The organism is Kitasatospora sp. NPDC001603, assembly GCF_040298365.1.
In the GTDB taxonomy this organism is placed as follows: Bacteria; Actinomycetota; Actinomycetes; order Streptomycetales; family Streptomycetaceae; genus Kitasatospora.
Map to the genome: position 1 here is coordinate 1 of NZ_JBEPAA010000044.1, position 22021 is coordinate 22021.

Annotated in this window: 19 protein-coding genes and 1 pseudogene; 12 read left to right on the forward strand and 8 right to left on the reverse strand. The window is 69.0% G+C overall.

The genetic code is table 11. From position 1 onward, the window contains the following. The first annotated feature begins 120 nt into the window (after window positions 1-120). The 4 genes from ABT263_RS25270 (at window position 121) to ABT263_RS25285 (ending at window position 4574) form a co-directional block, all read left to right on the forward strand. Complete coding sequence (locus ABT263_RS25270) at window positions 121-522, forward strand: LysR family transcriptional regulator (RefSeq protein WP_352293532.1); 402 nt, start codon at window positions 121-123, stop codon at window positions 520-522. Window positions 523-709: 187 nt separating this feature from the next. Next, the gene (locus tag ABT263_RS25275) at window positions 710-2068 is read left to right on the forward strand and encodes a dsDNA nuclease domain-containing protein (protein WP_352293535.1); all 1359 of its coding nucleotides are present in this window, start codon (window positions 710-712) and stop codon (window positions 2066-2068) included. After that, window positions 2065-2637, forward strand: coding sequence for a hypothetical protein (locus tag ABT263_RS25280; protein WP_352293538.1), 573 nt, complete (start codon window positions 2065-2067; stop codon window positions 2635-2637). Before ABT263_RS25275 ends, ABT263_RS25280 begins: the two co-directional genes overlap by 4 nt. Beyond that, complete coding sequence (locus tag ABT263_RS25285) at window positions 2637-4574, forward strand: AAA family ATPase (RefSeq protein ID WP_352293541.1); 1938 nt, start codon at window positions 2637-2639, stop codon at window positions 4572-4574. The genes ABT263_RS25280 and ABT263_RS25285 overlap by 1 nt, the downstream gene beginning before the upstream one ends. A gap of 123 nt (window positions 4575-4697) precedes the next feature. Here the strand turns inward: ABT263_RS25285 and ABT263_RS25290 are convergent, their stop codons facing one another. Then, the gene (locus ABT263_RS25290) at window positions 4698-5495 is read right to left on the reverse strand and encodes a DUF5677 domain-containing protein (protein ID WP_352293543.1); all 798 of its coding nucleotides are present in this window, start codon (window positions 5493-5495) and stop codon (window positions 4698-4700) included. A gap of 465 nt (window positions 5496-5960) precedes the next feature. Between ABT263_RS25290 and ABT263_RS25295 the strand changes: the two genes are divergently transcribed. The 3 genes from ABT263_RS25295 to ABT263_RS25305 all read left to right on the forward strand — a co-directional run bounded on the left by ABT263_RS25295 (window position 5961) and on the right by ABT263_RS25305 (window position 10264). After that, the gene (locus ABT263_RS25295; RefSeq protein WP_352293546.1) at window positions 5961-6830 is read left to right on the forward strand and encodes a class I SAM-dependent methyltransferase; all 870 of its coding nucleotides are present in this window, start codon (window positions 5961-5963) and stop codon (window positions 6828-6830) included. Between the two features lie 229 nt (window positions 6831-7059). Further along, window positions 7060-8364, forward strand: coding sequence for an MFS transporter (locus ABT263_RS25300; protein ID WP_352293549.1), 1305 nt, complete (start codon window positions 7060-7062; stop codon window positions 8362-8364). Between the two features lie 970 nt (window positions 8365-9334). Then, window positions 9335-10264: an ATP-dependent DNA ligase gene (locus ABT263_RS25305; RefSeq protein ID WP_352293552.1), complete on the forward strand. Its 930-nt coding sequence runs from the start codon at window positions 9335-9337 to the stop codon at window positions 10262-10264. Between the two features lie 232 nt (window positions 10265-10496). On the opposite strand, the gene ABT263_RS25310 is transcribed toward ABT263_RS25305, so the two are convergent. Further along, window positions 10497-12440, reverse strand: a complete 1944-nt coding sequence (locus tag ABT263_RS25310) for a restriction endonuclease (RefSeq protein ID WP_352293555.1) — start codon at window positions 12438-12440, stop codon at window positions 10497-10499. Between the two features lie 454 nt (window positions 12441-12894). Here ABT263_RS25310 and ABT263_RS25315 point away from each other — a divergent pair, with 454 nt between their 5' ends. Continuing rightward, window positions 12895-13356, forward strand: a complete 462-nt coding sequence (locus ABT263_RS25315; RefSeq protein ID WP_352293610.1) for a barstar family protein — start codon at window positions 12895-12897, stop codon at window positions 13354-13356. Window positions 13357-13385: 29 nt separating this feature from the next. Here ABT263_RS25315 and ABT263_RS25320 read toward each other — a convergent pair. Continuing rightward, a protein-coding gene (locus tag ABT263_RS25320) for an IS5 family transposase (RefSeq protein WP_502885862.1) occupies window positions 13386-14206 on the reverse strand; the annotation gives its coding sequence in 2 pieces (ribosomal slippage) (window positions 13386-13867 and window positions 13867-14206; 822 coding nt in all). A gap of 55 nt (window positions 14207-14261) precedes the next feature. On the opposite strand from ABT263_RS25320, the gene ABT263_RS25325 reads away from it, so the two are divergent. Then, on the forward strand, window positions 14262-14669 hold the full coding sequence (locus tag ABT263_RS25325) for a recombinase family protein (RefSeq protein WP_352293558.1): 408 nt from the start codon (window positions 14262-14264) through the stop codon (window positions 14667-14669). On the opposite strand, the gene ABT263_RS25330 is transcribed toward ABT263_RS25325, so the two are convergent. Beyond that, window positions 14566-15216, reverse strand: coding sequence for a hypothetical protein (locus tag ABT263_RS25330; protein WP_352293561.1), 651 nt, complete (start codon window positions 15214-15216; stop codon window positions 14566-14568). The genes ABT263_RS25325 and ABT263_RS25330 overlap by 104 nt on opposite strands. A gap of 241 nt (window positions 15217-15457) precedes the next feature. Continuing rightward, window positions 15458-16024, reverse strand: a complete 567-nt coding sequence (locus ABT263_RS25335; RefSeq protein WP_352293564.1) for a hypothetical protein — start codon at window positions 16022-16024, stop codon at window positions 15458-15460. 665 nt (window positions 16025-16689) lie between these two features. Here ABT263_RS25335 and ABT263_RS25340 point away from each other — a divergent pair. The 3 genes from ABT263_RS25340 to ABT263_RS25350 all read left to right on the forward strand — a co-directional run bounded on the left by ABT263_RS25340 (window position 16690) and on the right by ABT263_RS25350 (window position 19231). Continuing rightward, the gene (locus tag ABT263_RS25340) at window positions 16690-17865 is read left to right on the forward strand and encodes a helix-turn-helix domain-containing protein (protein WP_502885861.1); all 1176 of its coding nucleotides are present in this window, start codon (window positions 16690-16692) and stop codon (window positions 17863-17865) included. A gap of 359 nt (window positions 17866-18224) precedes the next feature. Next, window positions 18225-18716, forward strand: coding sequence for a glycosyltransferase (locus tag ABT263_RS25345; RefSeq protein ID WP_352293616.1), 492 nt, complete (start codon window positions 18225-18227; stop codon window positions 18714-18716). 68 nt (window positions 18717-18784) lie between these two features. Beyond that, window positions 18785-19231, forward strand: a complete 447-nt coding sequence (locus tag ABT263_RS25350; RefSeq protein WP_352293570.1) for a hypothetical protein — start codon at window positions 18785-18787, stop codon at window positions 19229-19231. Window positions 19232-19322: 91 nt separating this feature from the next. Here ABT263_RS25350 and ABT263_RS25355 read toward each other — a convergent pair whose 3' ends face one another. The 3 genes and pseudogenes from ABT263_RS25355 to ABT263_RS25365 all read right to left on the reverse strand — a co-directional run. Further along, window positions 19323-19907, reverse strand: a complete 585-nt coding sequence (locus ABT263_RS25355; RefSeq protein ID WP_352293573.1) for an SMI1/KNR4 family protein — start codon at window positions 19905-19907, stop codon at window positions 19323-19325. Between the two features lie 45 nt (window positions 19908-19952). Beyond that, entirely contained in the window at window positions 19953-20606 is a 654-nt protein-coding gene (locus ABT263_RS25360; RefSeq protein WP_352293576.1) for a DUF6000 family protein, read from the reverse strand. Window positions 20607-20816: 210 nt separating this feature from the next. Beyond that, window positions 20817-21979 (reverse strand): annotated as a pseudogene (locus ABT263_RS25365) (IS3 family transposase); the annotation flags it as partial. Window positions 21980-22021: the final 42 nt, after the last annotated feature.

Genomic DNA, 22021 nt, shown 5'->3' on the forward strand with positions numbered 1-22021 from the left:
CTGGGAACGGCGCGACGACATGCACGAGGCCTTCCTCGGCCTCGCCGCCTGCCTGATCACTCACCGCCACGTCCAACGCCTTTGTTAGGACCTCTAAGGGAACTGGCTCGCGAATGCGGCATGAGCACCTGGGGCCTGTCGCAGAAGGCCCGCCGGTGCGGCATCACCGTCCACCCTCCGGGCGGCTACAACGGCCTCGGCCACCTCGACCTGCCCCCAAAGCTCTCACCGGCGATGCAAGCTGTCATCGCCGGCCGCGAAGCCCTGGACCGGCTGCGTACCATCGTCCAGGTGGCAGGCTACGACAGCATTCCCGCGGCGGCCGACGGCTTCTACGGAAGCAGGCACACCGCCCTCGCCCACCGCATCCGCGCGATCGAGCATAGGGCCGGCTTCCGCATCATCGACCGCGACACCTGCCCCCTCGCCCCCACACCCCGCGGGCGCGACTTCCTCCGAGAAGCACAACATCTCCTGCGCATCGCAGCTGCCGCCGAACCAGGCCTTCCCGATCCACCGTGAGCACAAGGCCGGGTGCCACGCTGAAGCAGGCGAACACCGCGCTGCGACCTCGCCGACCACCGGGTTGTCTGATCGTTCCAGATTTATGCGATCACTCGGTTACGTCACGCATCCGGACTGTGATATGCCTAAGGATCTTCGGCTCACCGACCCCCTTCAGGGCTCGCGGTGCGCGTACGGCTTGGGGGTGACTGTGGTCGACGTGACAGCGGACGCGGTGGATGACGCCGACGACTTCGTGCACCCGATCTTTCAGCGGGCGCCAGGAGAGGACGGCGGAACCGACACCTCACGGCTGTATCGGTACCAAGCCGAAGTGGCGGCCCAGGCGTGCGTGGCCATGCTTACACGGGACGAGATCGAGTACGTCGTCTGCGAGTGGCACGAGGACTTCGCCATCGCTTTCAAGGACGGCACCGTCGAGCTGGTGTCGGTGAAGCACCGCCAGTACCACCGGACCCTGTGGAATGTCGGCGATCTGTGCAAGGACGGGGGCCTGGCACACCTGTTCAACAGCTGGCGCGCGTGTGGTTGCGCAGACAACGTTCGGTTGCGCCTCACCACGAACGGCGCGCTGAACACCGGCAAGGGCAATGCCGCTGTGCTCGCGAGAATGTGCGGCCCAGACCCAGAGGTCACTGCGGACGTCGACGCGATGGCAACGACCATAGCTCGGTACTTCCTGAAGATTCGTTGGAAGCAGCCGTACCCGCACATCCCCGAAGTGCCGGAGACCAAGGCGATGGCTGACATCGCCATACCTGACGGCTTCGTCGCCACGATCAGACAGTTCCTGGCCGTGCTGCACATCGACTACAAGAGCGTGCCTTCGTCCAGGTTCATCACCGATCACAACCTGCAGCAGCTCCTCCGGCCGGCCGTCCTGGCTCTGGAGCTGGACCACGTGGACGACGAAGCCACCTACCGCCAGATCGTCGAGCGCATCGAGCAGGCCAACCGCGGCGAGGGCGAGCGTGGCCAGTTGGCCGAGTACATCGCGACGCCGAGCAGGGTCCTCCAGAACGTGCAGATGCAGCAGCGCATCGCCCGCCGGACGATGTACGCCCGCACTGTGCGCGAGCAGTTCGTCTACCGCGAACTCACCGTTCCGACCTTCGCTCCTGGTCGACTCCCCATGGTCGCTCCCGGAGGAGTGAATCTCCGCAAGAAGCTGGTGCAGGGGCAGGTCCCCGATGACGAGGTCGTGCACGCGGAGAGTTTGCGCTCGGCCTGGTACGTCGCCTGGAAACAGCACCAGTCGGGATTGCCAGGAGACAGTTCCGACCTCGCCAATATGCGCTTGGAGGTCCTGGACACCGCCTTCGACTGCCGTGCGGACGCGCAGAGCGAGACGGCGGAGGGCAAGTCGTACGGGGCTCGGATGAACCGGCTGTTGAGGCAGCGGCTGATGCCTGAAGCGATGTCGGCGACCCTACCGTTCAAGATCAACGGCAAGCACCTTCGTGGCCTGGCGTATCAGCTGTGCGACGACTGCAGCTACTACTTCTCCGACGTCTTCACGATCTCCGACGAGGAGGCATCGTGAGCAACGCCTCCGAGCGTTTGACTTCCGAGACGCGCATCAAGGTGCAGGCTCGTAGCGAGGAACGCCGTGAGGCTCACTACCACGAGGCGAGAGTCCTGCTGCTGATCGGACGCTTCACCACGGCACACACGGGCCTTGCGGGACTCACCAAACTGGCCAAACTTGACTTCCTACTTCGCTATCCGGCAATGCTGGAGCGACTGCTCGACGAAAACGGCTCCAGCTGGCCCCGCGGCACCGAGCCCACAGCCGCCGAGCGACGGGCCGTCGAGAGTCGCATGACCCGCTACAAGTACGGGCCGTGGGATCAGCGCTACTACAGCATCCTTGGCTCGCTGGCGGCTCGTGACCTCATCACGTACGCGGGTGGCGACCGGACTGAGTTCCGCGTCACCGCCAGAGGCGCTGAGGCCGTGGCGGCTCTGTCCGATACGCCTGACTGGGTGCTCGTCTCGCAACGCACGGCGCTTTTGAAGAAGCACTTCGACAAGTCGGGGTCAGCCCTGAAGAACCTCATCTATGAGCGCCTGCCCGACGCGGTGGACAGGCCCTGGCGGACGGAAATCTGATGGCGGTCAACCTGAAGTTCCTCGCCCTGACTCTCACCACCGCCGACGCGGAGCAGACGTACCGGTTCGACCAGCCGGCCACCGTGATCAGCGGACCGAGCGGCAGCGGCAAGTCCAGCCTTCTCATGCTGCTCAAGCACGCTGTCGGCGGTGACGCCATCCTCACGCCTGCCGTGCGCGATCATGTCCACTCGGTGTGTGCGGAGGTCCTCGTCGGCGACGAGCACCTGGCGCTCCGGAGGCTGATCGGCGACGCTGGCAGCAACCGGGTGGACGTCCTCGACCCCGTCACACTGGAACTCCGCGAGAGCCTCATCATTCGCGCCGAAGCCGGTCAAACAACCCTGTCCGACCGGCTGCTGAGTGCCTTGAGGTTCCCTCGTGCGTCGATTCCCGTGCGTCGGGAAGGCAAGGCAGCCAAGGCCAACGTGACCTTCCAGGCCCTATTCGCCTACGTCTACCTCGAAGCGATCTACATCGACACTCAGATCGTTCGCCACCAGCAGACCTACTTCGACGGGATGCGCCGAGCCCTATTCGAAATCATCTTCGGGCTGACGGACAGCGTGCTCCTGGATCTGAAGCAGCGCTCGGCACAGCTCCTGACGGACATGAAGACGAAAACCTCTGAGCACGACAACGTCAGCAACTTCCTCCGAGAGTCGGACTCGCGAAGTGATGACGCGCTCCGTGCGGAACTCGTTCAGCTACGCGAGATGCTGTCCCTCGCCGAACGTGCCCTCAGCGATCTGCGCTCAGAGTTGGAGGAGAGCAGCGCGGCCGATGCTGTTCTCCGGCAGGAGCTCCGTCGGTCCGTCGCTGGCGCGAGGGACGCCAGCCAAGAGGTCGAAGCCGCACGCGAGCTGCTCGAAGCCCGTGAATCAGTCGTCGCTCAGGTCGAACTCGATCTCCTGCGCCTGGAGCGCTCCGCGTCCGCGATCGAAAAGCTGTCTCCCTTCGACTTCGTCGTCTGCCCTCGATGCATGCAACGGCTAGAAGGACGGCCGGTCCGAGAGCACCACTGCATTGTCTGCCTGCAACACGATCCCCCGGACGAGTCCGTCGACCCTGCAGCCATCCAGCAGACCCGGGAGGCCCTTGAGAGGCAGCTCCAGGACGCACAAGCTGTTCGCGAAGCTGATGCGCAGGTTCTTGCAGCTGCGCGCGACCGCGTCCAGCAAGCCGACTTCCTCACCACCACCCTTCGACGGGAACTGGATGTGCAGACCCGGGACATCGTCGCGCCCCGGTTCGACGCGATCGCCGCTTCCAGCGCCCGCGTAGCCTCGCTCGGAGCGAGCATCGACGCCGTCACCCAGCTGCGTGATGCCTGGGCTCGCGCGCGGTCCATCAACCAAGAGGTCAAGGACCTCAAGGCGACCCGCACGCGCGTCCAGGCCGACGTCAAGAGTCGCACCCTAGCCCTCGCAGCCCGCGGCCAACTCGTAGACGACCTGAGCCAGGAGTTCTTCACCCTGCTCGCCGAGCTGCACCTGCCTTGGGTACAAACGGCGGTCATCGACCCGAAGACCTATCTGCCGGTGATCGACGGCAACCCCTTCGAGAGCCTGCAGGCTTCCGGCGGCGGCATCACGACATGCGTGAGCATCGCCTACAGCCTCGCCCTACTGGAATTCGGGCTCACCCACCCTGATGTCCTCGTCCCCTCCCTGCTGATCATCGACTCCCCACGCAAGGCACTGGGCAACAACCCAGACGACCAGGAACGCGGAAACCGCATCTACGACCGCTTCAAGGCACTCGCAGACGCCTACGGCGACCGGGTACAACTGATCATCGCTGACAACGACACCGCTCCCATCCCTAGCGACACCTTCAGCACCATCCCCCTCGACTACAACCGCCCCATGGTCCCCGGCGTAGCACACCCTGGGCCTGAGCATGTCCACCGCGCCGAACACGGCTATGAGGCATAGAGCCGCGGCCAGCCATCGGCCGTTCCTAGTGGCCGGGCTGGTAGCAGTAATCCTGGACACGACCCACTTGGACGTGTCCGCGTCGCTTGTCAAACGCGGATGCGGACTGGTTCTCGCTGCATGTCACTGAGGCGCCGCAGCAACCGGGACAGCACCCCGCTTCAGGTTGAGGATCTCAGCGGGAAGGCCCAGGTCGTTCATAACCTTCTCAATGGTCTTCTTCATCGGGTGGCCCTCAATATAAGGGTTGATCGCGTTCGCAGCCTGCAGAAGTGCGACCGGGATCCACAATCGCTCGACGATCACCTCCGCGTCCTGCGGCTCCGTCGCGAAGTACAGCTTGTCGTCCTTCTCCACCACAAACGGGTTCGCCGTGTACGCAGTCGTGTGGGAGAAGGCAGAGTGGTGCCGGTACACCGGATATATCTCCGGAGTCCCGTACGCCTTGGCGAGGTTGTCGAAGTTCGACAGCTCGCCGAGTAGCCGCTTGTGCAGCTTTTCGTCGGCCTCGTCCGCGAACTCGAGTGGCGCTGTCTCGACCGTTACGGGGTCGGGCAGGTTCCATGTCGCATTGACATTGTTGGCGAGCTTGGTGCGGTGCTCGTCGGAGTACGCGCGGATAGCCCTCAGCGCCGGCCACCCGTTATCGACGAGCCAGTTCATGGCGTACGCGTGACCGATCAGGTTCCTCATCAGGGGCGCGGCTTCCACGCTGAAGCCGTCGTCGTAGAGCCGGACGACCGCCTTCGCCGTGCGGTTGGTGAACTGCCACCAGCCCATCAGCATCGGCATCATCGGCATGTCGCGGACAGCGACGGACACGCCGGTACCGACAACCTTGTCCGCTTCGGCGAGCAACAGCGGCACGACTGCACGGCAGCGCCTGAGGCACTGCTCATTCGGTCCGAACTTGTACGTCATGATCCTGAATGTAGCTTGCGAGCCAGCCCCGTGGCCTGCACGCCTGCGACTACTGATGCTCTGCTGTCCTCCCACCGCTGGGCGGCCGCGAGGGCAGTTCCCCGTGGAACATAGGCGAAGCCGTCTTACGACTCGAGGTTTCTCGGCTCCTCAGGCCGCAGGTGGCTGGGCCCTGCCGCACGTAGGGCCATAGCGCCGATAGACGTCCATCGGCGCGCGCCGCCGCTTGTACAGAGAGCGATCCGACCGTCGAGGTCGATGCGTGTACGACCGCCTGGACGGCTGGTCCGGCGGTCCGGGATAGCTGTGCCTGCCCACGGTCTCCCCCGTGGTGAGTCGGCCTTCCGGTACTCACCGTCACGACACCGACGTCATGTAAGTACCCGAGTGCTCATGATCAGCGACCCCCGTCTCTGCTCATTTCGCACGGATTTCGGCGTCCGCCCAGCGCCAAGTGCTCGGGAAGTGACGAATCCTAGAGTCCTGGCCCTCCAGGGCGACGGGGCACTGGGCGCGCCCGCCCGGAATGTGCCGCGCGGCGGCTTCGACGCCATCGTGGTCACCCACAACGTCTGGGACATCGCCCCGGCGTGGCACGAGCAACTCGCCGAGGGCGGCCACCTGGTGGTCCCGCTCGAGGTGCACGGCTACACCCTCGCCATCGCCCTCCAACGTCGCGGCGACGTGCTGTGGGCACGGGACTGGACCTACTGCGGCTTCGTCCGCGACCTCGGGTCGATGGGCCGCACCACCCCCGTCGCCGACCTTGCCGACGGCGAGTTGCAGCTGCGTTTCGAGGACGGCCCGTCCCGCGATGCCGAGGGTCTCGGCGAGGCGTTGCGCGAGGTGCGGCACGAGGTGTCCACCGGAGTGCGGGTCGCCCGCGGCGAGTCGTTCGAGACGCTGCAGCTCTACCTCGCTACCCGCCTGCCCGGGTTCTGCCGTCTCGCACTCGACCGTGAGCGCGACACCGGGATCGCCGCCGTTCCGCGTGGCGCAGACGCGGCCGCGCTGCTCGGCGCCGCCTCACTCGCCTACCTCACCCACACCCCCGCCGCGGAGGACGGGGCCGAGTTCATCGCCCACGCCTTCGGCCCCCTGGGCCCCGAGCTCGCCGAGCAACTCGCCGACGCCGTCCGCGCGTGGGACCGCCACGCACGGGGCCGGGGCTACCCCCGGCTGACGATCCACCCCGCCACCACCTCCGACGACGACCTCCCCGTCGGCGACGTCCTGACCAAGAGGTCGACCCGCCTCGTGTTCCAATGGCCCGGACCCGACGTCACCCACCGCCCCTCCGACACAGAGGCGCCCATCACCAGGACGGCGCCATGACCAGGGGCCAGTGCTCCCGACAGGCAGCGCCCCGTTCTCCGGCCCGCGGAGGCGTGAGCGCTCGGCGCACCGATCACGGCGCGGCTTGCGGGGTGTCCTCCACACCCGGACCGTCCCTCGCGGAGCCTAGCGCCGGCTACTTCGAAAGCCGGACCGCGCCCCGCCCTCCGACCGACGTTCTGTGGCCTGACGTCACCGCCTCGGACCGGGCGTCCGGTGGTGGGAGCAGATGACGACGGCTGCTCGGGCGCCGCGGACCACGGCGCGGGCGAGCCGGCCCTTCCGGTATCTCCTGGGCAGCGAGGCAGCGAGCCTGTCCGGATCAGCGGTAAGCACGATCGCCCTCCCAACCCTCGCCGTGCTGGAACTCCACGCGAGCACCACGCAGGTCGCAGTCCTGGCCTTCCTCGGCCAGCTCCCCAGCACAATCGCGCTGTGGGCCGGCGCCGTGTCGGACCGCCACGCGCAGCGGCCCCAGCTGATCGCCTCGGACCTCGCCGCAGCCGCAGCCCTGGTGACCATCCCGGCCGCCGCGCTCACGGGTGTGCTCACCATCGGCCACCTCTACGCGGTCACGATCGTCCTCGGCACTGCCAAGACGGTGCACGACGCGGCGGCGATCAGCCTGTTGCCCGCCCTCGTCGAATCGCACCAGCTACAGAACGCCAACTCCAGGCTCGGCGCCGCGTCGTCGGTGGCCGACAGCGCCGGCAGCAACGCCGGCGCCGCGCTGGTGGGCGCCTTCGGCCCCGCCCGGTCAGTCCTCGCCGACGCCGCGTCCTTCATCATCTCCGCACTGCTCCTCTGGCGGATCCGCATCCCCGAACGGGCCGCCGGACGACCCACGGAGCAACGCGGCCTTGCGCGGGACATCATTGACGGGGTGCGCTACGTCCTCGGACAACCCACGATCCGCACGGTGATCGCCGCCCTGTCCGCACTGAGCTTCGGCCTGGCGGTCATGAACACCTACTGGGCCTACTACCTGCTGACCGCCCTCGGTACCTCCCCGACCGCACTCGGCGTGATCATGGGAGTCGGCGGAGCCGGAAGCCTCGCCGGCGCGCTCCTCGCCCCGAGACTCGCAGCCCGGATCGGCCTCGGTGCGACCATCATCACCGGATTCGCGGTCAGCCCCCTCGCACAGGTACCCCTGCTCCTCGCCGCTCCCGGACCAGGCTGGCAGATCACCCTGGCCACGGCACTCGCCGTGCAGCTGTTCTGGGCCACGGCGTCCGGCACCAGCCAGCGCTCGCTGCGCCAGGCGCTCTGTGACCCGCGCTTCCAGGGCCGGATGCAGGCCGCGAGCACCACGGTGACCGCTGGCGCACGACCGCTCGCCGCCGCAACAGCCGGCATCCTGGTCCTCCTCCTCGACGTACGGACGACCCTCACCGTCGGCGCGGTACTCCAAATCGTGCCAGTCGCCCTGCTGCTGGCCTCACCTGTTCGAACCCTACGCAGCATGCCCCTCCCGCCCGCAACCGTGGACGTGCCGCCTGCCCGTGAGGGGGGCACCCGAGCCCGGCCCTAATGCCCATTACCGCGGTCCGACCCTGTACATCCCCCGTCGACCCCGGCCCGGCCCACAGTCCGGCGGCCGCGCCTAACCTCGACGCCGACACCCGTAGCCCCGCCGCTGGAGCCACGATGCCTGAGAACACCACCCGGCCCGACCCGACCCGAGCACCCTCGCCTTCGAACTGCTTCGGACCGTCGCGCTCGACGAGGCCGCCCACCACGGGAAGAACGCCCCGCCCCCGAACTGAACGGTCCACCAGGACCTCACCGCCGCCCTGGAACACCGGGAGGCGGCCGGCACACTGCGCGAAGACGCTCAGCTGCTCACCGAGTGGATCTGCGCCCTTGACTGGACCCGCGCCCACCAGTGGCTGCTCGAACAGCGCGACCTGGTCCACCAGGCGCAGCGGCACGAGCACCCGGCGGACCCGACCGCGCTGGACATCCTCGTCGTCCTGCCCGACAGCCTCCAAGCCAGTCCCGACGGCTCCGGCATGGTCGAGCGGAGCGTGCGACTCGTGCCGCCGTTCCTCGGGTACGTGCGGACCCACCGGGAGGTCGAGGACGCCCGCGAGCTCACCCTCACCCTGTTGCTGTGGGCGGGAGAGCGGCTCACTGAGATGATGCGCTACGAAGCCGACCGGATCGGCGGCTACCTCGGCGAGCGTGCGCCGGTAGACGCGGCCGCCGGGGCGGGGGCGCATCTTCGTCCCGCCCTGGCGTGCTATGCGGCAGCAGGGCCGGCCCGGGCGTCCGGCGGTGAAACATGCGGGCCACGAGGCCGCCCGCCCGTACGCGGTATGGCGACGACTCGCCCGTGCTGGTGGCCAGGCCGGTCAGCAGGCCTGCGGTGCGGAACACTGGCCGGCCGTCGTCGGGGTGGTCGGCGACTTCCAGGTGTCCGCGCAGGCGGTCCCGGCGGCGTGGGTCCGCTCCGTAAGCGGACGGTACGTTCGGGAGCACGCCGGTGTACTACTTGAGATGTGGCGTTCCCGGTCAGTCTTCCGCTGCCGCTCGCCGAAGCCAGCCCCATTGACGTACTGCCTGCGGACGTGACGGGCCTCGCCATGGAGGTCAAGCTCGATGGGTGGCGGCTGGCTCTGGACACCGAGCGAGGCCAGGCCTTTGGACGTCGCGGCACGAACCTCACCTCCCGGTTCGCCGATATCGCCGCGGCCGCCCGCCCGCTCGGCCCTGCGATCCTCGACGGCGAACTCATCGCGCTCAACCCGACCACGGGCACCATCGACTTCACGGCGATCCAGCGCCGATCACCCCGGGGGCCGAGGCCCGGCGAGGACTTCATGATCGCCTTCGCCGACTTCGACCCGCTCGCCCTGGGGACGTCCGACCTGCGCTCCCGCCCCTATCACGAACGCCGCGCCGAGCTGGAACGCCTGCTGCAAAGTGCCCCGGCCGCCATCACGGCTGTCCTCACGACCCAGGACCTCCAAAGCGCGCTGGCCTGGCTGCCCGCCCCTGGCGTGGAATGCCTCGTCCTCAAGAGGAAGGATTCCCCATACCGGCCGGGCAAGACCGCCGCCGGCTGGCTCAAGTGGCGCGAGCGCCACCCCATCGACCTCATCGTCGTCGGTGTCACGGCTGCGACACCGGCTCGCCAGGCCCTCGTGCTCGCCCAGCCCAGCCCAGCCCCACCGGCCGGCTGCGCCCCGTCGCCGTCACTCTGCCCATCACGGCCGCGTTGCGCACAGAGATCGCGCCGCTGCTCCACTCGGAGGGAAATGTGCGCGACCTGCCGGAGACGGCTGTCGGCCCGCCCGGGGGCGGGCACCGGGGTCGCTACCTACCGGTGGTGCCCGAAGTCGTCCTGGAGATCCAGGCAGACCAGGCGGCGCCGGAGTTCGGTAGGTACCGTCACTACGTGCGCGCGGGCCGAATCCGCTACGACATGAACCCGGCGGACGTGCGTCCCGCCCAGCCGAACTCCGCTGTCGGACGGCCGGTACTGGCTGATCGGCCCGCTGGCCGTGGAGGGGCGGAAGCGGCAAGCCCGCGTCGCCGGCCTGTCGGTACGGCCGTCCGGCCCGGTGGCCATGTGAAGCGCTCGGGACGCCGGCGGCCGGGAGCGCTGCGTCCGACCGGCGGCGAGGTCCACCCGGGCGGTGTTCCGGCGGGCCTGGCGCGTCAGCAGGTGGTGAGGAGTTCGGGGAGCGGCTGTCCCCAGGCTGCCCACCGTTCCAGGAAGGACCGCTCGACGCAGTGGATGCGCTGCGAGCGGGCGAAGGCGCGCGCGGGGGCGGTAACGGTGCCGTTGGTGACGACCACGACCACGTCGGCGCCGTGGACCGGCCTGGCCGTGCCGTTGAGACGCTGGAGGTCCGGCGAGTCGACCTTCGCCGTCCGCCGGCTGCCGTGCTTGCACTGGATCACGTAGCGCTGTCCTTCGGGGGAGACGGCGATGACGTCGGCGCCCAGGTCGCCCGCGCCGCCGCGTTCGCGCAGCACGGTGAAGCCGTCGTTTCGCAGGAAGGCCGCGACGGCGAGCTCGAACTGGGTGGGGCTCATCGCGGCGATCGTCTGGAGGGAGACGCTGTTCTCGCTCCCCAGGAAGGCCCGGTACCGCTCCTCCCGCAGGGCGACCTCGTGCGCGTTCTCACGGTCTGCCGCGAGAAGTTCCCCGAGGCGCGCGCGGGCGACGCGCGCCTGCTGCCACGGCAGGCCCAGCCTTCTCAGCGGTCCTGTGCCGGCCTCGTCGGCGTCATGCCCGTATTGCCTCTTCAGCGCCGCGCAGGCCTCCTCGATCCGGGCGAGGGAGTCCTCCAGCTGGCCGATGACGATTCCCAGCTCCTTGAGGAGCGGGGTGGCGGATCTCGCGTAGGCCGGTGAAGCGGGCGTCCAGTCCCCGTCGTCGCCGTCCGAGCCGGTTCCTCTGCGGCGTTCGCTATGCCGGTGGACGAGCCGTGCTTCCTCCAGGGCCGTGCGGACCTCGGTCCGCACCTCCAGGGCGATCGTCCTCTCGGCCGTGTAGAGGACGGCGTTCCTCATGTCCTGGACGGTGGCAGCTGCGAGAAAGTCCCCGAGGTTGGCGCGGAGATGACGGTCGCCGTACTTCGGCGGAACGATCGTGGGTGTGCGTTTGATACGCATCAGGCGGCCTCCGTCCCGGCGTCCCGTACGAGGTCGAGGAGCCACTCTCCGCAGCGCCCAGGCCTCCAGTGCCCTGTGATCCAGCAGCTTCATGCCCCGTGCCGTGGCGAAGCGGCGCGCCGGAGCACTGAACTCCGTGTTGGTCAGCAGGACCACGGAGTCGGTCGTCCGGGACCTTCGCAGGTCGGCAGCGACCTGGTGGACCCGCGCCGCATCGACGATCACCGGCTCGCCCTGCAGCGCGCGGTAGGGCTGCAGCAGCACGTGGAGCAGGACCGTACGGCCGCTCGCGATCTCCACGAGGAGTCCGTGTCCGGCCTGGTGATGGCGCGCTCCGTCCCGGGCGAGGAGGCCGCGGAACAGCTCGAGGACATCGTCCCCGTCGTGTCGGGCGGTGTGCTGGAGCCCGAACCGCCGGAGCCTCTTCAGCACGGCCCTGTCCTCGGCCAGCTCCCGCTGCGCCGCGCGATCGGCTTCGAGCGCCTCCTCCAAGCGCTTGCGTGCCGTGATCAGTTGCCGCCAGAAGTCGTACAGCACCTCCAGCAGGTGAGGATCCTCTCCCCTCTGCCGGTCCGGACGGTAGCGCGGGGGGACAGGGCCGGGGTACTCCCGGCCGAGGCTCTGCCAGAGGGCGGTGGCCTCGGCGGCGGTCTCTTCGGTCTCCTCGATCTCCCGCGCGAGGAAGGCCTGGAGAGCGGCCGTGGTCTCGGCCGCACGCCGGTTCAGCTTCGCCTCCGACTCCGGGCCGGCGTCCGGGACCGACGCCCTGCGGTCGGCCGCTGCCTTCGCCTCGTATAGCTGCTCCAGGTGGTTCCCCAGCTCCACGCGGACGACCACCGCCAGGCATCCCTCGGTCACCCAGTAGAGGGCCAAGTAGGCGTCGTCGGCGATGTAGGTGGCGACCAGATCGGACACGGCACGGTTGAGGTGGTCGTCGCCGTAGTCCGGACACACGAGATCGGCCAGGGGTTCGAATTTCACCTCCGGACAATACTAAGGGTGACCGACATCGCGTCAATGTGACTGCGGGTCATATCTGAGAGGTGCGGTGGGCACGGACGGGGATCTCGGCACAGGATCGTCCGGCTCTCGGGCCGGCCTCCCGGGGCAGCAAGGTGGCGGCGCCCTGCGGAGACCGCACGGGTGTGGAGCCATGAACGCCTCCATTTCTCCTGTGCGGAGAAGGGCCCGAGGGGCATGACGGGGCAGCCGGTTACGGGTGGGATGGGCTGCCGGTTGAAGCCGTGGCAGGCAGCTCTCCCGTGAATCCGGGAAGCAGACGACCATTGCACACACGATGACTGACCGCCAGTTACTGATCGTTTCAGAATGACATGGTGGCCACCTGACACGGCCGCAGGGATGCAGGACCCATGGGATGCAGCGCGGGTGGCGCTCCCCGTCGCCGACCAGGCCCGGAACGCTCGCCTCGGTGATGCTGTTCATCTCGACCCAGCTATCGTGTCGGCTGCAGGCTGGATGCTTTGAAGGGGGGATAGTGAACCATTACTGGACGGGCGAAGCGCCTTGGGTGCACCTCCTGGAGGGGGACGCCCGGCGTTCTTCGTTTCTCCTGCCGCCGTCGGGGACCAGCTACGTGGCTTGGCTGGATGGTGCCGAGATGGGTGACGAGCAACGACTGTTCGAACAGATGAGTGCCCGTCTGCGGTTTCCGGTCTACTTCGGCTGGAACTGGAACGCCCTCTCGGACTGCCTTCGCGACATGGGGTGGGCGCCCGCTGACCATTACCTGATCGTCATCGAGCGGTCAGCCCTCATGCTGCAGGGGAGCGCCGAGGATCGCGAGACGCTGCTCAAGATCCTCGAGAGGGCAGGTCAGCACTGGGGTCTCAGCTTGGACCGGTCGGGCAAGTCCTTCAATTCGCTGCTGTTGTAAGCGCAGACACCGGTAGTGACACCTGGCTCCTACTGCCGGGTTGGGGCCGCCGCTCGAAGACGCCGCAGGCAGACGATCGAGCACGCGAGTTCAAGCAGTCCCTGGTGGATGTCGGCGCGTCGCTCGTACCGGATGCGGAGTCGCTTGAACTGGTGCAGCCAGGCGAACGCTCGCTCCACCACCCAACGCACCTTGCCCAGCCCCGAGCCGTGGGCGATGCCACGTCGAGCGATCATCGGCTTGATGCCGCGCTTCCACAGCAAGCGGCGGTACTTGTCGAAGTCGTAGCCGCGATCTGCGTACAGGCGCCGCGGCTTGCGGCGAGGGCGTCCCCGAAGCCCCCGGATCGGTGGGATCGCGTCCAGCAGCGGCAGGAGGTGGGTGACGTCATGGCGGTTGCCACCAGTGAGCGCAACGGCGAGCGGGGTTCCGTGGCGGTCGACGATCAGGTGGTGCTTCGAGCCGGGACGGGCGCGGTCGACGGGCGAGGGGCCGACGTGATCCCCCCTTTGAGCGCCCGGACGTGTGACCCGTCCACGGCGCAGTCGTCGAGGTCCAACAGGTCGGCACGGCGCAACTCGGCCAGCAAAGCGGCGTGCAGACGCGGCCAGACTCCGGCTTCGGTCCAGTCTCGCAGCCGGCGCCAGGCCGTCGCTCCGGAGCAGCCCACCATCTCTGCGGGGACGTCGCGCCAGGCAACACCAGTCCGCAGCACGTACATCACGCCGGCGAGTGCCGCCCGGTCGGGGACACGGAGCCGTCCGGGGAAGCGGTGGCGCCGCGCAGGAGCGGACGGCAGCAGCGGAGCCACCCGCTCCCACAGATCGTCCGGAACAAGATCAGAACGCATCCGGACACCCTGCCGACCAAGATCGCCCAGTGCAAGCCCTGCGGCGTAACTCATTTTGAAACGATCAGTTAGTGGGAACGCTGGGCGAGTACGGCCGTCGAGCGCGCGTCCTGAGCCTCCGGATGCCCAGGACGTTCGCGACCTCACCCAGGAGCTCCAGTCACAGCTGGACGCGCTCAGCGCGCACGGCATCCCCCGCGACAAGATCTTCTCGGAGAAGGTCAGCAGCCGGGTCCGGGTCCGCCCGCAGTTCGAGGCCGCGCTCACCGTGGCCCGCGAGATCAAGGCCCACGCCCCGCACTGCCGCGTGCTGTTCACCGTGTACGAGATGAAGCGCCTCGGCCGGGACGCCGCCGAGCTCACTGCTCGGTCGACTCGGCCGGGTCGACGGCCACGGCCAGCCGCTCGAAGGCGAGGCGCAGGCGCCACGCCGTCTCCGCGAGCGGCTCCGGATCGGGGGTGAGCATGACCGGGCCCACGACCCGGTCGGCGACGTCGCCGAGAGCCCGGACCTCGGCGGTGCGCAGCGGCGCGAAGAGGGGGCCGGGCGGCGGGCCGAAGGTCGCCTCGGAGGTGTCGACACCTCGGGCACGCAGGTCGGTGCGGACCTGGTCGTAGCGGGTGCCCAGCCCGGCGGCCGCCGCGAGTTCCACGAGGTCGTGGCCGCCCGACCACCAGGCGGCGGCCAGCAGGTCCCACCGCTCCTCGGCGTCGAGACCGGCCCGGGCCCGGCTGGTGAGCGCGGCCAGACAGGCCTGCAGCGCGACAGCCGAACTGGTAACGGCGACGGTGGTGGTCACGCCCTCCAGGTTACGCCCGGCCGGGCGGCGGCCGTGGGTGAGCCGGTCCCTCGCCTGGGCAACCGCCACCCGTAGTCGGACGGTCAGCCAGTCGACGATCGGCGGCACCGTGCGGTCCACGGCGGAGCGGGCCAGCATCTCCAACAGCACGTGCAGGTTGTCGTCGTGCGTCACGTGGTTCTGCGGCGAGTACGGCGCCCCCCTCGCCACCTCACCACCTTGCCGTCCGTTGGTGCGCGGGTCCTGCTGTTCGGCGTTCGTACCCTGCCAGGGGCGAAGGGCGCTCCGCACCTGGCAGGAAGCGCGACCCGCGTACCCGTGGCGTCAGGCACGCTATGGCTTGGCTGGTCTTGCGCATCGGACAGCCTGCCCGAAGGTATGGGGGTCTCGACAAGGGGGCACCGGAGCGCAGCACGGGCGCGTGTACTTCATCGCGCGCTGGGGTGCGTGGTCAGTCGATGGCCGGCTCGGAGGTGGGTACGTCGAGCGCGACAGCGGTCTGCGCGGTACCGAGGGCCGCATCGAGGCGCTCCCGGGCGGCCGCGAAGCGGAGAGGGTGGAGCCGGGACGGAAAGAAGACCTGATACGCGGGCTCGGTCAGCTCACGGACCAAACGCAGCCGCTCGGTTTCGGGCCGGTCGCACAGCCACACCGCCCGCACCAGGACGATGAAGCCGGAGAGCTGCTCTTGGATCCGCTGGCGGTGGCTGTAGGTGAGCGCGAACTCGCCGCCGTCGATCAGCGTGCACGTCGCGGAGTCGAGCTGCCCGCGCCAGCGATCCCACTCCCCGGCCAGCCGATCCGCGTAGCCGGTGCCGTCGGCCCGCCGTTCCACCGCCAGGCGGCCGGAGGCCACCAGGATGGTCTCCAGTGCCGTACGGAGGGCGTCCCGGCCGGCCTGCGCCCGCTTGTACCGCCCACCCCAGCGCTCTGTACGGGGGGTGACCCTCGACATCACCAAGGTGGTGAACACCGTGGTAACCACGGCAAGGAACATCGTGGCCAGTGTCTGCTGCAACTGCCCTCCTAGGTAATCTCGTTGAGCGCAGATCATGCCAGAGCCGCGGGGCCGTAGAGGACGGCGCCGGTCCCCGAAGGCGACGCCGCCCTCCTCCACCCCTCCCTGATCGCCGTCCAGGCGGTGTGCATTCTGTCGAACCGGCCCGCCGGACCCAGCCCGGGCGGCATAGTGCAGCGGTGACCACGACTCCGGACCAGCTGACCCCGCCCGACCGCCCCGCCCGCCGCCGTCGCAACGCCCGTCTGCTCCTCGCCCTGACCGAGCTGGTCGGCGCGTGCGCCGGAGCGGCTGGCGAGGTCTACCGAACCATCGCCGCCGCGCCGCCGACCCAGCAGGCCCTGAAGGTCAGCCCGCTGGGCGGCATCTCGACGGCGGGAAGGGAGGCGGACAGGGCCATCATCTCCTCAAGGCGGGGCGGCAACGTGCCGCGTGGAACAGCGCTCGGCCAAGGCCGAGCAGCTTTGAGAGGGCCGGGCGGCGCCGGTCGTGGGCCGACCGGTCCACCAGCGCTCGGCTGTCGCTCCCAGGTTCGGTGCTCGATCTGGCGAAGCACCATCTGACACCGGTTCAGGTGAATGGGGTAGGGCAAGTTAGGTCGGCAAGTTACGAGCAGCGAGTAGGCTCATTGCCCTTCGCAGGCGTTCAGTTCAGGGGGCAGGACGGTGGAGAACACGGCCTTACAGCAGGCCAGGGAAGTGCGGGGCTGGACGCAGGAGACGGTGGCCTACCGCGTACACGCCTGGTGCCTGAACGAAGGCCTGGACCCGGGGGGCTTTGACGCGGCCACCGTCAGCCGCCTTGAATGCGGTCGCATCAGGTGGCCGCGGGACGAGGTGCGGCGGGCACTGCGTGCGGTCTTCAACGTCAAGACCGACGCGGAGCTCGGCCTCGTCGGCACGCGCCGGCCGCGAACCAGAACCCGCGAGGTGAGTCCGACGCAACGCCGAACCTTCCTGTCGCTCGGCGCAGCCGCCGTCCTGCCCGACATCGCTGCGGCGCCGTCCCGGCTCGGAACCGGCGACGTGCACGGCATCGCCCAGCACACCGTCGCGCTGGAGGAGTGGGACCGCCGCTCCGGCGGCCGTGCGACCTGGCACTTCGCGGGCCTGGAGCTGCGGCGGGCCGTCGACCTCAGCGCCGCCTCGATGACGCCGGCCGTCCGCACCGCCTGGAGCGGAGCGGTGGCGCGGCTGGCCGGCCTGTACGCCTGGGCCACCTTCGACGCCGGGGAGAAGGGCGCCGCAGCCGCCTTCGACCTGGCTCTTGACGCCGCACGGGAAGCCGACGACGCCTTGGCGTACTGCCACATCGCGACCAACGCCGCCCGCCAGGCCGTCCACGAAGGCAACGCCGCACGGGCGCTGTCGCTCACCGCCTCCGCCACCGGCCCGCACCCGCCCGCCGTGCTGGCCATGGTCAGCGCCGTCACAGCGCAGGCACTCGCACTCCAAGGCGACATCCGCGTCGTGATGCGCGCTGTAGCCGCGGCCGAGGCCCACGCCTCCCGCGCCGGCGACAGCGCACAGGAGGGCTGGCTGCAGACGCTGACACCCGCCAAGCTGCGCTCCGACCTCGGGTACGCCCTGTATCGACTGTCGGCGACCACCGGCCACCTCGCACCCGATGTCGTACCGCAACTGCGGCGCACCGCAGGCGTTTCCGCGGCCTCCCAGCCCCGGGCGAGGGCGATGGGCGCGGCACGTCTTGCCACCGTCCTGTTCCGGCAGGGAGAGGTGGACGAGGCCCGCCATCACGCCGCGGTCGCCACCGACCTGGCTTGCGCGGTGGGATCGGCCCGGCTGGATGCCGCCATCGCCGAGATGCGCGCCGCCGCGTGAAGCGGAACGTCAGGCAGAACGAAGCACCGTAGGATGTCGGGCATCGGTCCCGCTGGTCAGACCAGGGCGCCGCAGCCCTGGACAGGGGCGACCGGCACCCGCGCGTACACGTCGCCGACGTCGGGACCTTCCTCACCGACCACCCCACGACTACGGCCTCGACCCGGCCGCGCTGACACCCTGGCCCTCGGGGCACCTAACCCCCCGGACCTCGCCCCCATGCCGCCGGCGACGCGGCCGCGCTCGCCCACCGCCACGGCATCCCCGCCCACCGGCCCGTCGACACCTACCAGCGCCCGCACCGACCCACCAAAGGCCTCGACCTGCTCATCGACGCCCTCGCCCCGCTGCGCGACGACATCCACCTGGCCGCCATCGCGGTCCGCACCGACGACGAACGCGCCACCCTCTTCGACACCTACCAGCGCCAGTGCGACCGGGCCGGCCTGCGCGCCACCCTGGTCGGCGGCCTCCACCAGCAACTGCCCCGCGCGCTCGCCGCCCTCCCCGCCACCCGCGTCATCGCCTGCCCCAGCCGCGTTGAGACCCTGGCCAACGTCGTCTTCGAGACCGCCCTGTGGGCACAGAACGACGGCGCTGTCGTCCTGGCCCCGGCCCGCGACGGCTTCACCGAGCAAATCGCCGACGGCCCCAACGGCCTGCTCTACGACCCCGCCCCTCCAGACGCACTCGCCAGCGGGCTGCGCCGCGCGCTGGCGCTCACCGAGACCGAGCGGGCCCGGATGCGGCGCGCGGCACACGCCAGGGCGGTGGCCCGAGCGCGACGGTGCCCAGCGCCTCGGCGCGCTGCTGGCCCGCCTCTTCCCGGATCGGCGGGGCCCGGCCGGTAGACCCAACCCTCATCCGGCCCCGAGTACCCGTCCGCCGCGGTCACAGGCCACCCCCAGGAGGCCAGCCGATGACGCTCCCGCCCCTGCTCCTCGTCGACGGCCACAACCTGCTCTACCGGTCCTGGTACGGATTCCCCACCCGTGTCCTCAGCCACGACAAGAGCGAAGACCGCACCGGCCTCTTCGGGTTCGTCGCGCTGCTGCGCAAGGCCCAGCGCCTCCACGCCCCGGGCCACGAGGTGTTCGTGGTCTTCGACGCCGAAGACGGCGCCGACGCCAGGATCGCGCAGGACAGCGACTACAAGGCCAACCGCGCGGTGGAGACGGACGCCGGGCTGATCGGGTCGCTCAAGCACGTCAAGGCCGCACTCGACCACGCAGAGGTCCGTTGGATCGAGCACGACGGCTGCGAGGCCGACGACGTCATCGCCACCCTGGCCACCCTCGCCCGGGAACACCCGGAAGAGGCCGCAGCCGTCATCGACCGAATCGTCCAGGCCGCCCGCCGAGACTGACCAGCAACAGATCGCCCTGCTGGCCCCGATCCCTGGGATCGGGGCCAGCAGGGCGATCGACAGCACACGGCGCTCGACCAGGTCCGTGCCCTCACCAATGCGGATCGGCGTCCCATCCCTCGAATAGCTCGCTGACCTGCTCGTATGACTGGAAGGTGTGAGCCTCGAAGAAATCCGCCACGGAGAAGGGCTGCTGAGGATCGGTGAGGAGCCGGTAAATGAACTCGCTGGTAGAGCCGTCGAACCGCGCCCACTCCCCGACATCCTCATGGGCCTGCGCGAGAATCGGCCATTCATCGGGGTTCGCAGATTCCGTCAGCCAGACGAACTGGTCAGCCTGGACGGAATCAGCCCACCGAAGCAGGCCGCCGGCTGCAGGAAAGACCGGATGCGGGCGGTAGAGGTCGCCGATCCAGGGGTCAGCGGAGGCCTGCTCGCCTAGCCGTTTTGCCTCTTTGATCAGATCGTGGTGGGGGCTGGGGCTATCGGGCGTGGAGAGCCATAGGTATCCGTCGAACTCACCCGAGCCGAATCGCTCCGCCAGCACTTTGTAGTCGGTTGGAAGAGCAGTGCCGAGCCTTGACTCCACCGAGGGCCAGTCGATCGTCCTGGTTGCCGTGCTCTCCCAACCGGTGATGGCTGCCAGTTTCTCACTCCACGTCGCCGTTGTGTCCACGCCAATGAGTAAACCGCAGGGTGCCGACAACGGCGGCACCAGGCTTTAGCCGAGGCTGCCGCTATCTCCGAACTCGGCTGCGAGCGGGGCGTCCGGCCAGGGCCACTCACACCAGGCGTCCAGGCTGTGCCGCTGAGCATCTGCCGTCCATGCGGGATTACCGCGTAGGTGCGGCAGGGCTTCTGCCCACCGATCCCACGGACCGTCGACAGCAGTGAAGCGTTGCGCATAGTCGGTGCCCAGCAGGCTGTCCAGCCGGAGCAGGGCGCCCAAGGCAAGTGGCTGGTCGTAGCGGCGATCGAGCTGCGGTAGATACCGGGCGAGGTACTCCGTGAGGATCTGGGCGTCCTCGGTTGTGCCGAACCGGGCCAGCGCGAAGCAGAAGCCCTGACCGGCGTACGTCAGCTCGCTGGCCAGTAGGAGTTGCCCGATCAAGCTCCGCCACTCGGTCCGCCTGGCCACCCCGGCCAGCCATGAAGCGGTCAACCGCGAGCGCCATTCGTAGCCGAAGAGCGCGCTCAGCTCTTCGACGGTCACTGAAGCGGCATCCGAGGCGAGGGCTTCGACGAAGTCCGACTGCTCCGACCCGTCCAGCCTGAAGAAGTTGCCGTGCAGCAGCCCCAAGTACCGTTGGCCGGGTGTGACATAGCGCTCCAGCACATGTTCCTGGCCGACCTCGCGTGGATGCCTCATGCTCATCGGGCCATCCTCTCGAAGCCGTCAAGCCTTCAGCCGCTCATGGCACGCCCGCTCGGTACTTTGGGGAGGAGGTAACCTTGACCGACTGCGGGAAAAGGGCTTCGTCGTGAAAGCCTGGTCCGGGCATGATTCCACTGTGCATGAAGACAGGGGCCAGCGCGGACACGGGCGTGAGCTGCCCCGAGTTTCGTGGAGTCCGCGATCGTGTGATCAAGCGCTCTGTGGGACTGGCTCCGGGTTCGCCCAGTATGTCTGCTCGTACTCGTCGGACGGCAGGTAGCCGAGGGCGGAGTGGAGCCGCTAGGTGACCCAGTGGAAGAGGGCCCGCTCGGCCTGATCGAAGTCCCGCCACCGCCCTTGATGCTCGATCAGTTCGGCCTTGAACATGCCGTTCAGGGCCTCCGCCATCGCGTTGTCGTAACTGTCCGCGACGGATCCGACCGACGCCGAGGCGCCGACCTCGGCCAATCGCTCTGTGTAGCGAATGGATACGTATTGCGACCCGCGGGCGCTGCGATGAATGAGGTCGGCGTCCTTCTTGATCTTCTGTCGCCACAGCGCCATCTCCAGCGCGTCCAGCGGCAGGTCGGTGCGCATGTGGTCGGCGATCTGCCAGCCCACGATCCGGCGCGAGTACGCGTCCAGGACGAACGCCACGTAGGCCCAGCCCGACCAGGTCCGCACGTAGGTCAGATCGGCCAGCCACAGCTGGTTGGGCCGCTCGGCAGTGAAGCGGCGGTTGACCAGGTCCGGCGGGCGCGGGCGGCTGGCTCCGGGGTGGTGGTGCGGCGGCGCCGGCCGCGGATGACGCCCTCGATGCCCATCTCGCGCATCAGTCGCTCGACGGTGCAGCGTGCCACCGCGTGCCCGGCCCGGACCAGCGCGCGGGTGATGTGGCGGGCGCCGTAGGTGCGACCGGAGTCCTCCCACGCCGCTGTGACCAGCGCAGTCAGCTCCTCGTCGCGCAGGCGGCGGGCCGACTTCGGCCTGGTCTTGCGCGCAAAATACGTCGAGGCGGACAGGTCCAGCACCCGGCACACGGGATCGACCCCGAAGCCGTCACGCAGGTGGTCGATCACCTGCTCGGCCTCATCCGGGGACGGTCGATATCCTGGGCAAAAGAGCACGCTGGCCGCCTTGAGGATCTCGTCGGGCCGCCTCAACTCGGCGACTTCCTTGCGGAGTTCCTTCAGCTCGTTACTCTCGGCGGTGGTGAGTCGGTCGTCGCGCTCTCCGGCGTCGGCCTCGGCCTGACGGACCCAGGACCGCAGAGCCTCCTTGTGAATGCCCAGGTCGCGGGCCATATGGGCAACGGGCCGACCGGTCGAGCGGACCTCTCGTACAGCGCGCTCGCGGAGTTCATCGGGGTGCTTGCGTGGTGCTGGCTTGACCTGCGCTCCTACCGCTTCGCCTAC